Raw genomic sequence first — 14,029 nt, forward strand, 5'->3', positions numbered from 1 at the left:
GGCCTCAGTGGTGGCCGTTCCCCGACTGCGTCAGTTGGTTCGCGTGAGCAGCGGCGTAGGCGTCGGCCTTGCCCGCGTGACGGTTGGCGACGTTGCGGTACGACAGCGTGACGAGCCCGAGCGAGAGGAAGATGACCAGGGCGATGACGCCGAAGATCATCGTCTCCGCCTGCACGTTGCCGTGATGCTCCGTCTGCTCGGCGGCGAATGCGGTGATCGTGGCGAGGGTCATCGGGGCTCCGTTCGTTTCGCGCGGCGGCGCAGGTCAAGTTTAGGTGGTCAGGCGCGGGTCTGCCCGGCGCCGCGCGCGAGCCACTTCGTGCTGGTCAGTTCCGGGAGGCCCATCGGCCCCCGAGCGTGCAGCTTCTGAGTCGAGATGCCGACCTCGGCGCCGAAGCCGAACTCGCCGCCGTCCGTGAATCGCGTCGAGGCGTTGGCCATGACGACGGCGGCATCCACCTCGGCGAGGAAGCGCTCGGCGTTCGCCTCGTCCTCCGTCACGATGGCCTCGGTGTGCATCGTCGAGTAGCGACGGATGTGCTCGAGGGCCTCGTCGAGGTCGCCGACGACGCGCATCGACAGGTCGAGGCTCATGTGCTCGGTGCCCCACTCACCCTCGGTGACCGCGACTGCCTGCGGCACCAGCCGGCGCACCTCGTCGTCGCCGTGGATGGTGACACCTGCGGCCAGGAGGGCTCTGGCGACCGAGGGGATGAGGCGCTCGGCCGCGGGCCGCAGCACGAGGACGGTCTCGACGGCGTTGCAGACGCTCGGCCGCTGGACCTTCGCATTGACGACGATGTCACGGGCCCAGTCCAGCCGAGCCGAGTCGTCCAGCACGATGTGGACGACGCCGGCGCCCGTCTCGATCACGGGGACCGTCGACTCGGTCACGACGGTCTCGATGAGCTGCGCGCTACCGCGCGGCACGAGCACGTCGACCAGGCCGCGGGCCCGCATGAGCGCCTTCGCCCCGTCGCGCCCGAAGTCGTCGACGGTCTGGATGCCATCGGGGTCGACGCCCGCCCGTTCCAGAGCTCCCCGCATCGCCGTGATGAGTGCGGCGTTCGTCGCCTGCGCCGCCGACCCGCCCCGGAGCACGGCGGCATTGCCCGATCGCAACGCGAGGGCCGTGATGTCTACCGTGACGTTCGGGCGCGCCTCGTAGATCGATGCCACGACGCCGAACGGCACGGACACCTTCTGCAGCCTGACCCCGCCGGGCAGCACGCGCTCGTCGAGGACGCGGCCGACGGGATCGGGCAACCGGGCGACGTCACGCACGGCTTCTGCGAGCGCGGCCACGCGTGAGGAGTCGAGCATGAGCCGGTCGCGCAGCCCGGCACTGATATCATCTGCGTCGCCTCGCGCGAGGTCGTCCGCGTTCGCGGCCACGATCCGCTCGGCGTCGACCTCGAGGGCATCGGCGATGTCCTCGAGCAGCGCCGTCTTCGCGGCGTCACCGAGCAGACCGATGGATCGGCTCGCCCGCTTGGCGGCGTGCAACCGCGAGGCGAGATCGGGCGTGACGGCGATGCTCATCAGACGAGTCTACCGAGAGCGGCCTCAGGCTCCGGCGACGCCGATGGCGCCGGTTCCGGCGGGCACGGCGGGCTCCGGGTGGGGTTCGAACCACGTGCCGACGGCGGCTCCGGCGAGTGCGTCGGCGGCGAGATCGATACTCGTCACGAGCGCCGCGACACCGCCCTCGGCCGCCAGTCGCGCGGCAGAGGCCTTCGTCGCGGCTCCGCCGGTGCCCACGCTGTTGACGACCGTCGCTCCGAACTCGTAACCGCTGAGGTCGTCGTCGAACGACACGGCGTCGATGGGCTGTGCGCCCGGCTCACTCGGAGGTCGCGTGTACAGGCAGGCGATGTCGCTGAGAAGCACGAGCCCGTCCGCGCCGATCAGGCGCGACACGAGTGCGGCGAGGCGATCGTTGTCGCCGAATCGGATCTCGTGCGTGGCGACGGTGTCGTTCTCGTTCACGATCGGGAGGATGCGCAGTCCCAGCAGGCGCTCCATCGCGCGACGCGCGTTCGAGCGGTGGGTCGGGTCGTCGAAATCGCCCGCCGTCAGCAGCACCTGGCCCGCCACGATGCCGTACTGGCGCAGCGCGTTCTGGTACCGGTACACGAGGACGTTCTGGCCGACCGCCGCCGCGGCCTGCTGCGTGGCGAGGTCGGTGGGACGCTCGTCGAGCTGCAGGTACGGCATGCCGGTCGCGATCGCGCCGGACGAGACCAGCACGACCTCGGTGCCCCGAGCGTGCGCGGCGGCGAGGGCATCGACGAGCGATGCGATCTTGCCGGCGTTCTCGCCGCTGATGGAGGACGAACCGACTTTGACGACCACACGGCGCGCGCCGTCGAGATCGGCGCGGCTGCGCAGGGTCACGCGTCGCCCTCGTCGGTACCTCGCGACTTCTCCGCACGACGCTCGGCCTCGAGCTCGGCCCGAGCCTCGGCCTTCGCATCCATGCGCTCGTGGTAGCGGTCACGGCGCTGGTTCGAGGTTCGGCGCGGGTTGAGGTCGAGTCTCGGATCGGTGCCTCGCGGTGCCGTCATCAGTTCGGCCGCCGACGACATCGACGGATGCCAGTCGAACACGATTCCGTCGCCCTCGCCGATCACGACCGTCGACCCCGGCGTCGCGCCGAGGCGGAAGAGCTCGTTCTCGACTCCCAGCTTGTCGAGACGGTCGGCGAGGAAGCCGACGGCCTCCTCGTTCTGGAAGTCCGTCTGCTGCACCCAGCGCACCGGCTTCGCTCCGAGGATCCGGTACAGGTTGCCGTACGTACCGCCCTCGACCCGCACGGTGAAGTCCTTCTCGGCGCCCTTCGGCCGGATGACGATGCGTTCGGCCGGAACGTCCGCGGCCGCCGACACGCGGTGCTCGGCGACGAGCTCGGCCATCGCGAAGGACAGCTCTCGCAGTCCGTGCCGGCTGACCGTCGAGATCTCGAAGACACGGAACCCGCGTGCTTCGAGGTCGGGCCGCACCAGGTCGGCGAGCTCGCGCGCCTCGGGGACGTCGGTCTTGTTGAGCGCGATGAGCTGGGGGCGCTCGAGCAGCGGCACCTGGCCCTCCGGGACGGGATACGCGCCGAGCTCCGCGAGGATGACGTCGAGGTCGGTCAGCGGGTCGCGTCCGGGTTCGAGGGTGGCGCAGTCGAGAACGTGCACCAGAGCCGAGCAGCGCTCGACGTGACGCAGGAACTCGAGTCCGAGTCCGCGGCCCTCGCTGGCTCCCTCGATGAGGCCCGGAACGTCGGCGATGGTGTACCGGATGTCGCCGGCCTGCACCACACCCAGGTTCGGGTGGAGAGTCGTGAAGGGATAATCCGCGATCTTCGGCCGTGCTGCCGACATGGCGGCGATCAGGCTCGACTTGCCGGCGGACGGGAAGCCGACGAGGGCGATGTCGGCGACGGTCTTCAGCTCGAGCGCGACGTCGCCCTCCCACCCCGGGGTGCCCAGCAGAGCGAAGCCCGGAGCCTTGCGCTTCGGCGAGGCGAGTGCGGCGTTCCCGAGACCGCCTTGACCGCCCGGAGCAGCGACGAATCGCATCCCCGGCGTGACCATGTCGACGAGGGTCTCACCGTCGGACGTCTTGACGACGGTACCCACCGGAACCGGGAGCTCGAGGTGCTCCCCCGCCGCGCCCGAACGATTGTCGCCCATGCCGAACCCGCCGTTGCCGCCGGAGCGGTGGGGCGAGTGATGGTACGACAGCAGGGTCGTCACCTGGGGGTCGGCGACGAGGACGACATCGCCGCCGTCACCGCCGTTGCCCCCATCGGGGCCGGCGAGCGGCTTGAACTTCTCACGGCGCACCGACACGCAGCCGTTGCCGCCCTTGCCGGCACGCAGATGCAGCGTGACCCGGTCGACGAACGTCACCATGCGGTGCCTCCTGAAAACAGGGCGAGGGGCGAGCCGAAGCCCGCCCCTCGCCGCGAAGTGGTCTGGTCCGAATTACTCGGCGGCCGCCACGATGTTGACGACCTTGCGGCCACCCTTCTTGCCGAACTCGACGGCACCGGCCGCGAGAGCGAAGAGAGTGTCGTCGCCGCCACGGCCGACGTTGGCGCCGGGGTGGAAGTGCGTGCCGCGCTGACGGACGAGGATCTCGCCGGCGTTGACGGCCTGGCCGCCGAAGCGCTTCACGCCGAGGCGCTGTGCATTGGAGTCACGACCGTTACGGGTGGAGCTTGCGCCCTTTTTGTGTGCCATCTCTGCGTCTCCCTGGCTTACTTGATGCCGGTGATCTTGACGCGCGTGAGGTCCTGACGGTGGCCCTGGCGCTTCTTGTAGCCGGTCTTGTTCTTGAACTTCTGGATCACGATCTTCGGGCCGCGCTCCTCACCGAGAACCTCGGCGGTGACCGTGACCTTCGCGAGCTTGTCAGCGTCGGTGGTCACGGCGTCGCCGTCGACGAGGAGAACGGCGGGAAGCTCGAGCTTGTCGCCGATCGAAGCCGCCTGACGGTCGAGGACGACGATCGTGCCGACCTCCACCTTCTCCTGACGGCCGCCGGCGCGCACAACTGCGTAAACCACTTCACACCTGTTTCTTCTGTGGAGCGCACGGCTCCGATTGTCTTTGCGAGACTGGAAAGTCTTGGTGCGCGTGCCCCAGATGGTCCTGGGACTGAGCCGCGATCATGACGGGACGTCGACGGACTCGCTGCACCAAGGGTCCACTTTACCGGATGAGGCGGGATCCGGCAAAAGGACGCCCGGGTGTGTCGCGGTCAGGTCCGGCGATCTCCCCCGTTCGTAGGATCGGAGCATGGCGATCCTCATCGATGATCCGCGCTGGCCGGCCCACGGCCGGCTGTGGGCCCACCTGGTCAGCGATTCCGACCTCGACGAGCTGCACGCCTTCGCACAGCGCCACGAGCTGCCGGCGCGCGCGTTCGACCTCGATCACTACGACGTGCCGGACTCCGCCTTCGACCGGCTGGTCGCCGGCGGTGCGCAACACGTCTCCGGGCACGAACTCGTACGCCGTCTGATCGCGTCGGGGCTGCGCATCACCGCGCGCGAACGCCGCGGGATCTGACGGGATCCCGCGGCGTTCGGAGGCTGTTCGGCGGCCGCTCAGTCGTCGGCGGCCGGAGCTGCCGAGACCGGAGTGCCGCTCAGCGCTGCGGTGGTCACCCGACGCCGGCCACGGCCCTGGCCGGGTGCCTTCGGCTCGGGCAGGGCGTTGAGCACCGAGTCGAGGAGCAGGTCCTTCTCGGTGCGGGGCCCCTTCGTGTCGGACTTCTTGTGCCGCGGCTTCTTCGCGCGCTCGACGGGCGGGGTCTCGGCCTCAGCCGCGGGCGCGATGACTTCTGCGTCCTCCTCGGCCGCAGTCGCCTGGATCGTGGATGCGGCGATCTGCGCGAGCGCGGATTTCGCCCCCTCGGTGATGACGTGGGTGCCGCCGTTCGCCGGGGCCGGCGCGGTGTTCCCGTTCCCGTTGCCGTTCCCGCCGTTGCGCCCACTGCGTCGGTTGGTCCCACCGCCGTTCTGAGCGGGGGTGCCGCGGTGCTTGACGACCGGATCGTGATGCACGATCACACCACGACCGGCGCACACGTCGCATGCCTCGCTGAACGTCTCGAGCAGACCGAGCCCGAGCTTCTTGCGTGTCATCTGGACGAGTCCCAGCGAGGTGACCTCGGCGACCTGATGCTTCGTCCGGTCGCGGCTCAAGCACTCGATGAGACGCCGCAGCACCAGGTCGCGATTCGATTCGAGAACCATGTCGATGAAGTCGACGACGATGATTCCGCCGATGTCGCGCAGACGGAGCTGCCGGACGATCTCCTCGGCGGCCTCGAGGTTGTTCTTCGTGACGGTCTCCTCGAGGTTGCCGCCCGAGCCGACGAACTTGCCGGTGTTGACGTCGACGACGGTCATCGCCTCGGTGCGGTCGATGACGAGGGAACCCCCGGACGGCAGCCAGACCTTGCGGTCGAGCGCCTTCTCGATCTGCTCCGTGACACGGAACGCGTCGAAGGGATCCTGCTCGTCCTCGTACTTCTCGACGCGCTCGAGCAGGTCCGGCGCGACCCCGGTCAGGTACGACGTGATCGTCGCGTGCGCCTCATCGCCCTGGATGAGCATCCGCGAGAAGTCCTCGTTGAAGACGTCGCGAACGATCTTGACCAGGAGGTCGGGCTCCGAATGCAGCAGTGCGGGGGCCTGGATCTTCTCGAGCTGCGCGCTGATGTGCTCCCACTGCGAAGTGAGTCGCTGCACGTCCCGGGTCAGCTGGTCCTCGGTGGCGCCCTCGGCGGCCGTGCGCACGATCACGCCGGACGACTCGGGCAGGACCTCCTTGAGGATGCGCTTGAGTCGCGCCCGTTCGGTGTCGGGCAGCTTGCGGGAGATGCCGTTCATCGCGCCGCCGGGCACGTAGACGAGGTAGCGGCCGGGCAGCGAGATCTGGCTCGTCAGGCGGGCACCCTTGTGCCCGACCGGGTCCTTCGTGACCTGAACGAGCACGCGGTCGCCCGATTTCAGCGCCAGCTCGATGCGGCGCGGCTGATTGCCCGTCTCGACCGCATCCCAGTCGACCTCGCCGGAGTAGAGGACCGCGTTGCGGCCGCGTCCGATGTCGACGAAGGCCGCCTCCATGCTGGGCAGGACGTTCTGGACACGACCGAGGTAGACGTTCCCGATGAGGGAGGCGTCCTGGTTGCGGGCGACGTAGTGCTCGACCAGCACATTGTCCTCGAGCACGGCGATCTGAATGCGTCCGCTCTTGGAACGCACGATCATCACGCGATCGACCGCCTCGCGGCGCGCGAGGAACTCCGCCTCGGTCACGACCGTGCGGCGTCGGCCGGCCTCGCGGCCGTCGCGCCGTCGCTGCTTCTTCGCCTCGAGCCGGGTCGAGCCCTTGATGCGCTGCGGCTCGGTGATGAGCTCGACGGCGCGCTGTCGGGGCGCGGGCTCAGCGTTGTCGTCGCCGGCGGCACCTCCGCGGCGTCGTCCCCGACGACGCTGGCTGCCGGCTCCCGAGGTCGAGCCGTCGTCGTCGGGCTCCTCGTCGGGGATGGCGGGAAGCGGGGCGATCTCGGGCGCGTAGAAGTGCAGCGCGGTCGAGACGGCGGAGACGAAGTCCGCGGGAAGGAGGCCGAGCGAGACGGCCGTGACGGGCCCGGAGTCGGGCGCCTCGCCGGCGTCCGCCGCCGGAACAGGTGAGTCCTCATCGGGCTCGGACTCTGCAGCGCGCCGAGGCTCTCCTGCCGGAGCGGGCTCCTCCGCGGGTGCGGGCTCCTCCGCGGGTGCGGGCTCCTCCGCGGGTGCGGGCTCCTCCGCGGGTGCGGGCTCCTCCGCGGGTGCGGGCTCCTCCGCGGATGCGGGCTCCTCCGCGGGTGCCGGAGTCTCCTCCGCCTCGTCCGTCGCGCGACCACTGTCGATGTGCTCTTCCGTGGCATCGATCGATGCCACGGCGTCTGCGAGCTCTGCGCGAGCCGGGTCTACCGCGCTCGGGGACTCATCGGGGGTCGGATTGTCGTTGCGATCATCGGCCATCACTGGCTTACTCCTCTTCGGGCGGCACCGCGCGCCACCCGGCACATCTCTGGCGGCGTCGCTCCCGGAAGGACGAGCCGCGAACTCACTCGGTGTGCAGCCGGCTCTCGGCGCGGCCTGCGTGGGCAGCCATTGCCCGAAGTCTCTCGTGATACCCGTCGCAGCGCGGCTGCTCGTGCATCGACGACCATTATCGCACTACCCGCGTCGGGATGTGGGACGTCGCGGTCCGAGGCTCTCGGTCGGGTCATCGACGGCGGTGCGATAATCGCCGTCATGCCCGCTTCCCGCAGTCACGCTCGTCCCGTCGCCCTCGCCGTCTGGCTCATGATCGCGGGCGTCATCGGGTGGATCGCGGCGTTCGCTCTCACGACCGAGCGCCTTCATCTGCTCGAGGATTCGTCGGCCACGGCATCCTGCGACTTCAACCTCGTCGTGCAGTGCGGCGCCAACCTGACATCACCGCAGGGGTCCGTGTTCGGCTTCCCCAACCCGCTCCTCGGTCTCACCGGCTGGGTGGCGCCGATCGTCGTCGGGGCGGCGATCCTCGCGGGAGCGCGTTTCGCCCGATGGTTCTGGGTGCTGTTCTGGGCGGGAACGGCCTTCGCCTTCGGCTTCGTCGTGTGGCTCATCTCGCAGAGTATCTTCGTCCTCGGCACGCTCTGCCCGTGGTGCATGGTCACCTGGTTCGTCACGATCCCGACCTTCTACGCCGTGACGCTGCATCTGCTGCGATCGGGCGTCGTGCCGCTCCCCCGTCGCGCGCGCGACCTCGCGGCGGCGCTGTCGGGCTGGATCCCACTCCTGGCCGTCGTGAGCTACGTCGCGATCGCCGTGATCGCGCAGGTGCGCCTGGACTGGATCGGATTCCTCTGAGACGACGCAGCCCGCGAGGTGACGGAAGGTCGTCGCCTCGCGGGCTGGGCTGTCAGCAGGAAGGTTCAGCCGAACCAGATCTCGAGTTCGCGCGCGGCGGACTCGGGGCTGTCGGACCCGTGCACGAGATTCTGCTGCACGGCGAGGCCCCAGTCACGACCGAGATCGCCGCGGATGGTGCCGGGCGCGGCGGTCGTGGGATCGGTCGTCCCGGCGAGCGAGCGGAAGCCCTCGATCACGCGGTTGCCCGCGAGCCGGATCGCGACGGACGGGCCGCTCTGCATGAACTCCAGGAGGGGCTCGTAGAAGGGCTTCCCGGCGTGCTCCGCATAGTGCTTCTCGAGCCGGTCCCGGTCGGGCTCGACGAGACGGACGTCGACGAGGGCGTAGCCCTTCGCCTCGATGCGGGCGAGGATGGCGCCGGTGAGGCCGCGGGCCACGCCGTCGGGCTTGACGAGCACGAGGGTCTCTTCGGTGGGCATGTCAGTCTCCGTTCGATTCGTCGGCTGCGAGGGCGGCGTTCCGCCGGTCGAGTGCAGCCCCCTTGATGGTCGCATACGCGTACATGCCGCCGAAAACGAGCGCCACGATGCCCAGAGCGGGTACCAGGAACACGCCGAGGGCCAGGACGACCTGCAGCAGCCATCCGACGATGATGCCCCACCGGTGGCGCAGCGCACCCGCGGTGATGATCATGATGAGTGCGAGAAGCGATCCGGCGACCACACCCCACCAGTCGGCGATGCCCTCCGGCAGCACGTCGAGACCGTAGATGGTCAGCCCGCCGAGGAAGACCACGATCGACTCGAACCCGAGGACGACCGAGCCGAGCGATTCGGCGGCACCGCGGCGGCGGCGCGCCCGAGGCGGCCGCGAACCGGTCACGCGTGCCATCCCGACTTCCAGTCCTCGGCGCCCGCGAGGGCGATGGCCTCGCCGGCGAGCACGACCGAACCGGCGATGACGACCGCGCGACGCTCCGCCGCCGCCGCCCACTCGCGCGCGGCTTCCGCCGCCTCGACGAGATCGCGGTGCTCCGTCACCGTGAGCCCGCGCTCCTCGGCGAGATCCGCCACGTGCGTCGGCTCCGAAGCGCGCTCCGAGTCCGGTGCGGTCGCGAAGACGTGCGCGGCCACCGGCGCGAGCGCATCGATGATGCCGGCCGCATCCTTGTCGCCCAGCACGCCCAGCACGATCCCCCACTCGTCGAAGTCGAACGATTCGCGCAGCGCGACGGCGAGAGCAGCGGCACCGTGCGGATTGTGGGCGCTGTCGACGAGGACGGTCGGCGCGACGCCAAGCAACTGCAGACGCCCGGGCGACGTGACCGCTCCGATTCCATCGGCGACGACCTCGGCGTGCAGCGGCCGGTCATCGGCTCCGATGAGCGCCTCGACCGCGGCCACCGCGAGCGCCGCGTTCTCCGCCTGGTGCGAGCCGTACAGGGGCAGGTAGAGCTCGGGATACTCGCCGGCACGACCGCGGACGCTGATCTGCTGGCCGCCCACCGCGAGGCTGTGGCCGGTGAGCCCGAAGTCCTCGCCGGCGACGGCGAGGGTCGCCGAGACCTCCGCGGCACGAGCCCGGATCTGAGCCGCCGCTTCCGGAGTCTGCACGGCGGACACCGCCGCCGCCCCCGGCTTGATGATGCCGGCCTTCACCGCTGCGATCTCGGCGACGGTGTCGCCGAGCCGGTCGGCGTGGTCGAGCGCCACGGGCCCGATCACGGCGACGTCGCCGTCGGCCGTGTTGGTGGAGTCCCACGAGCCGCCCATGCCGACCTCGACGACCGCCACATCGACCGGGGCGTCGGCGAAGGCGACGAACGCGAGCACCGTCAACAGCTCGAAGAAGGTCAGCGGTGCGTCGCCCGCGGCGTCGAGCTCGGCGTCGACCATGTCGACGAAAGGCGAGATCTCCTCCCACGCCTCCGCGACGGCCGCGTCGGCGATCGGCTCGCCGTCGACGAGGATCCGCTCCGTGAACCGTTCGAGATGCGGGCTCGTGAACAGACCGGTGCGCAGCCCGTGCGCCCGCACCAAGCTTTCGATCATGCGACTCGTCGACGTCTTGCCGTTCGTCCCGGTGACGTGCACGACGCGGTAGGTGCGCTGGGGGTCGTCCAGGAGCTCCAGGACACGGCGGGTGCGTTCCACGCGCGGTTGGACCCACTGTTCGCCCTGCCGTTGCAGGAGAGCGGCGTACACGGCGTCGGCTCGGGCCTGGTCGGTCATGCGCTCTCTCCTGTCAGTCGGGCGACGCTGACGGTGAGGTCGCCCCGGTTGGCGTAGGTCTTCGCGGCGACGACGGCCTCATGTTCGGCCTCGTCCGCGACGACGGCCTCCTCCGAGGCCGCGACGACCTCGGAGCGCGATCGCACGGCCCACGCACGGGCAAGGGTCTCGCCCGCCACGTCGGCCGCAGCGAAGGCCGAGGCCACGGCGGCGGCGTCCTCGTCGGAGTCGAACGTCAGCACCAGTCGGATGCGGTCGCTGACCTCGAACCCGGCGGCCTTGCGGGTGTCCTGCACCACGCGGACGACGTCGCGGGCGAGGCCCTCGGCCTCGAGCTGCGGGGTGGTCGTGGTGTCGAGCAGCACGAACCCGCCGCCCGACAGCAGTGCGATCGCGGTTCCCTCGGCGACGCCGCCCGCTTCGAGCGTCAGGTCGTACTCCCCTGGCTCGAGGGCGATGCCGTCGACCGTCACGACGCCGTCCTGCTCGTTCCAGAGCCCGGTGCGCGCGCCCGCGATCACGTGCTGCACCTGCTTCCCCAGGCGGGGGCCTGCGGCACGTGCGTTGACGGACAGGCGCTGGCTGATGCCGTACGACGAGGCCAGATCGTCGGACAGCTCCGCGACGGCGACGTCCTTCACGTTGAGCTCGTCGCGCAGGATGTCTGAGAACTGCTCGAGCGATTCGGCGTCCGCGATCGCGACCGTCAACTGCGGAAGCGGCAGTCGGACGCGCTTGCCCTCCTTCTTGCGTAGCGCGTTCGCGACCGACGAGACCTCGCGGACGGCGTCCATGGCCGAGCGGATGTCGGCAGCGGGGGCGAACTCGTCGGCATCCGGCCAGTCGGTCAGGTGCACGCTGCGCCCGCCGGTGAGGCCCTGCCACACGCGTTCGCTCACGAGCGGCAGCAGCGGAGCGGCCACCCGCGTCAGCGTCTCGAGCACCGTGTACAGGGTGTCGAAAGCCTCGGTCGACGCGTCGTCGCCAGGGACGACGCCCACCCAGAACCGGTCGCGCGAGCGGCGGATGTACCAGTTGGTCAGCGCCTCGGCGAAGTCGCGGAGCTTGGCTGTGGCCATGGTGGAGTCGAGCGCCTCGAGGTCGGCGGCGACGTCGCGCACGAGGTCGCCCGTCAGCGCCAGGATGTAGCGGTCGAGGACGTTGGTCGAGTCGGTGCGCCGGCGTGCCTCGTACCCGCCGCCGCCCGCCCCTCCCGCGGCGTTGGCGTACGTGGCGAAGAAGTACCACGTATTCCACAGCGGAAGGAGGAACTCGCGGACGCCCGCACGGATGCCCTCCTCGGTGACGACGAGGTTGCCGCCGCGCAGCACCGACGACCCCATGAGGAACCAGCGCATCGCGTCGGAGCCGTCCCGGTCGAACACCTCGGAGACGTCGGGGTAGTTCCGCAACGACTTCGACATCTTCTGACCGTCGCTGCCCAGCACGATGCCGTGGCAGGCGACGCCCGAGAACGCCGGGCGGTCGAACAGCGCCCCGGAGAGCACGTGCATGACGTAGAACCAGCCGCGCGTCTGCCCGATGTACTCGACGATGAAGTCCGCCGGCGCATGCTCGTCGAACCACTCGCGGTTCTCGAACGGGTAGTGCACCTGCGCATAGGGCATGGATCCCGAGTCGAACCACACGTCGAACACGTCCTCGATGCGACGCATCGTGGAGCGCCCCGTGGGATCGTCGGGGTTCGGACGCGTGAGCTCGTCGATGAACGGGCGATGGAGGTCGACCTCGCCCGCCTCGTTCCGCGGCAGATGCCCGAAGTCTCGTTCGAGATCGGCGAGGGAGCCGTAGACGTCGGTGCGCGGATACTCGGGATCGTCGCTCTTCCAGACCGGGATGGGCGAGCCCCAGAACCGGTTGCGGCTGATCGACCAGTCGCGGGCGCCTTCGAGCCACTTGCCGAACTGGCCGTGCTTGACGTTCTCGGGGGCCCAGGTGATCTGCTCGTTCAACGCGAGCAGGCGGTCCTTGATGGCCGTCACCCGCACGAACCAGCTCGAGACCGCCTTGTAGATCAGGGGGTTCCGGCAGCGCCAGCAGTGCGGATACGAGTGCTCGTAGCTCGCTTCGCGCAGCAGGCGGCCCGCCGAGGCGAGCAGGCGGATGAGCGGTCGGTTGCCGTCCATCCAGAGCTCGCCGGCCACGTCCGACACCTGAGGCAGGAAGCGCCCGCCGTCGTCGAGGCTCATGATGAGCGGGATGCCGGCCGCTGCGGTCACCCGCTGGTCGTCCTCGCCGTAGGCCGGTGCCTGATGCACGATGCCGGTTCCGTCCGTCGTGGTGACGTAGTCGTCGACGAGGACCCGCCACGCCGTGCCCGTACCCCAGGTCTCGGCGTCGGCGTAGTAGTCGAAGAGCCGGTCGTACTGCACGTCGGCGAGCTCGGCACCGGTCACGGTGCGCTCGACGGCCCCGCGCGCCGACTCCGCGTCGGGGTAACCGAGGTCCTTGGCGTAATTCGGGAGAAGATCCGCGGCCAGCAGATACCGGTGCGCGTCGGCCTCGACGCGGTCCTCGTGCACGTCCGCAGCACCGCCGGGGCCGCCGGGCACCACCGCGTAGGTGATGTCCGGACCGACGGCCAGCGCCAGGTTCGTCGGCAGGGTCCAGGGAGTCGTCGTCCACGCGAGGGCCCGCACACCGGTGAGGCCGAGCGATTCCGCCTTCGCGCCGACGAACGGGAACGTCACGGTGACGGAGGGGTCCTGACGCATCTTGTAGACGTCGTCGTCCATTCGCAGCTCGTGGTTCGACAGCGGAGTCTCGTCGCGCCAGCAGTACGGCAGCACGCGGTGACCCTCGTAAGCGAGGTCCTTGTCCCAGAGTTCCTTGAATGCCCACAGCACCGACTCCATGAAGCCGGTGTCGAGCGTCTTGTACCCGCGCTCGAAGTCGACCCAGCGCGCCTGACGGGTGACGTAGTCCTCCCACTCGCGCGTGTACTCGAGCACCGAGGAGCGCGCCTTCTCGTTGAAGGCGGCGATGCCCATCTGCTCGATCTCGCTCTTCTCGGTGATGCCGAGCTGCTTCATCGCCTCGAGCTCGGCGGGGAGTCCGTGCGTGTCCCAGCCGAACACGCGGTCGACCTTCTTGCCCCGCATCGTCTGGAAGCGGGGGAAGACGTCCTTGGCGTAGCCGGTGAGGAGGTGGCCGTAGTGCGGCAGTCCGTTGGCGAACGGCGGGCCGTCGTAGAACACCCACTCCGGAGCACCGTCACGCTGCTCGATCGAGGCGCGGAAGGTGTCGTCGCGATCCCAGAACGCCAGGACGTCGCGCTCGACGTCGGGGAAGCGCGGGCTGGGCACGACGCTGTCGGCGGCGGGGCCGAAAGCGGAAGTCTTCGGATAGGTCATGGCATCTCTCG

The 14,029-nt window shown here is 69.8% G+C and carries 13 protein-coding genes; 2 read left to right on the forward strand and 11 right to left on the reverse strand.

What is annotated here, in order from left to right:
* Positions 1 to 4: 4 nt before the first annotated feature.
* The 6 genes from BLT21_RS01480 to rplU form a co-directional block, all read right to left on the reverse strand.
* Positions 5 to 232 (reverse strand): hypothetical protein, encoded by a 228-nt coding sequence (locus tag BLT21_RS01480; RefSeq protein WP_091498104.1) that lies wholly within the window; start codon positions 230 to 232, stop codon positions 5 to 7.
* A gap of 47 nt (positions 233 to 279) precedes the next feature.
* Positions 280 to 1,542 carry a glutamate-5-semialdehyde dehydrogenase gene (locus tag BLT21_RS01485; protein WP_091498108.1) on the reverse strand — a complete coding sequence of 421 codons (1,263 nt, stop codon included), beginning with the start codon at positions 1,540 to 1,542 and terminating at the stop codon, positions 280 to 282.
* 24 nt (positions 1,543 to 1,566) lie between these two features.
* Positions 1,567 to 2,397 (reverse strand): glutamate 5-kinase, encoded by an 831-nt coding sequence (proB, locus tag BLT21_RS01490; RefSeq protein ID WP_091498112.1) that lies wholly within the window; start codon positions 2,395 to 2,397, stop codon positions 1,567 to 1,569.
* A complete protein-coding gene (gene obgE, locus BLT21_RS01495) occupies positions 2,394 to 3,905 on the reverse strand; it encodes a GTPase ObgE (protein ID WP_091498115.1) in 1,512 nt (503 codons plus the stop codon). Before obgE ends, proB begins: the two co-directional genes overlap by 4 nt.
* A gap of 72 nt (positions 3,906 to 3,977) precedes the next feature.
* Positions 3,978 to 4,235 (reverse strand): 50S ribosomal protein L27, encoded by a 258-nt coding sequence (rpmA, locus tag BLT21_RS01500; RefSeq protein ID WP_091498118.1) that lies wholly within the window; start codon positions 4,233 to 4,235, stop codon positions 3,978 to 3,980.
* 17 nt (positions 4,236 to 4,252) lie between these two features.
* Entirely contained in the window at positions 4,253 to 4,561 is a 309-nt protein-coding gene (rplU, locus tag BLT21_RS01505) for a 50S ribosomal protein L21 (protein ID WP_176786779.1), read from the reverse strand.
* A 232-nt stretch (positions 4,562 to 4,793) separates the two neighbouring features.
* Here rplU and BLT21_RS01510 point away from each other — a divergent pair, with 232 nt between their 5' ends.
* Positions 4,794 to 5,066 (forward strand): DUF4031 domain-containing protein, encoded by a 273-nt coding sequence (locus tag BLT21_RS01510; RefSeq protein ID WP_091498126.1) that lies wholly within the window; start codon positions 4,794 to 4,796, stop codon positions 5,064 to 5,066.
* A gap of 38 nt (positions 5,067 to 5,104) precedes the next feature.
* Here the strand turns inward: BLT21_RS01510 and BLT21_RS01515 are convergent, their stop codons facing one another.
* The gene (locus BLT21_RS01515) at positions 5,105 to 7,534 is read right to left on the reverse strand and encodes an Rne/Rng family ribonuclease (protein WP_091498129.1); all 2,430 of its coding nucleotides are present in this window, start codon (positions 7,532 to 7,534) and stop codon (positions 5,105 to 5,107) included.
* Positions 7,535 to 7,810: 276 nt separating this feature from the next.
* Here BLT21_RS01515 and BLT21_RS01520 point away from each other — a divergent pair, with 276 nt between their 5' ends.
* Positions 7,811 to 8,410: a vitamin K epoxide reductase family protein gene (locus BLT21_RS01520; protein WP_091498133.1), complete on the forward strand. Its 600-nt coding sequence runs from the start codon at positions 7,811 to 7,813 to the stop codon at positions 8,408 to 8,410.
* 65 nt (positions 8,411 to 8,475) lie between these two features.
* Here the strand turns inward: BLT21_RS01520 and ndk are convergent, their stop codons facing one another.
* From ndk to ileS, 4 genes are read right to left on the reverse strand one after another with little or no spacing between them, the layout of a single operon-like run.
* The gene (gene ndk / locus BLT21_RS01525) at positions 8,476 to 8,892 is read right to left on the reverse strand and encodes a nucleoside-diphosphate kinase (RefSeq protein WP_091498137.1); all 417 of its coding nucleotides are present in this window, start codon (positions 8,890 to 8,892) and stop codon (positions 8,476 to 8,478) included.
* Position 8,893: 1 nt separating this feature from the next.
* Positions 8,894 to 9,304: a DUF4233 domain-containing protein gene (locus tag BLT21_RS01530; RefSeq protein WP_091498141.1), complete on the reverse strand. Its 411-nt coding sequence runs from the start codon at positions 9,302 to 9,304 to the stop codon at positions 8,894 to 8,896.
* Positions 9,292 to 10,644 (reverse strand): bifunctional folylpolyglutamate synthase/dihydrofolate synthase, encoded by a 1,353-nt coding sequence (locus tag BLT21_RS01535; protein ID WP_091498144.1) that lies wholly within the window; start codon positions 10,642 to 10,644, stop codon positions 9,292 to 9,294. The genes BLT21_RS01530 and BLT21_RS01535 overlap by 13 nt, the downstream gene beginning before the upstream one ends.
* The gene (gene ileS, locus BLT21_RS01540) at positions 10,641 to 14,018 is read right to left on the reverse strand and encodes an isoleucine--tRNA ligase (protein WP_091498146.1); all 3,378 of its coding nucleotides are present in this window, start codon (positions 14,016 to 14,018) and stop codon (positions 10,641 to 10,643) included. The genes BLT21_RS01535 and ileS overlap by 4 nt, the downstream gene beginning before the upstream one ends.
* Positions 14,019 to 14,029 lie beyond the last annotated feature (11 nt).

The sequence above is a fragment of the Microbacterium sp. cf332 genome (genome assembly GCF_900102175.1).
Lineage (GTDB): Bacteria > Actinomycetota > Actinomycetes > Actinomycetales > Microbacteriaceae > Microbacterium.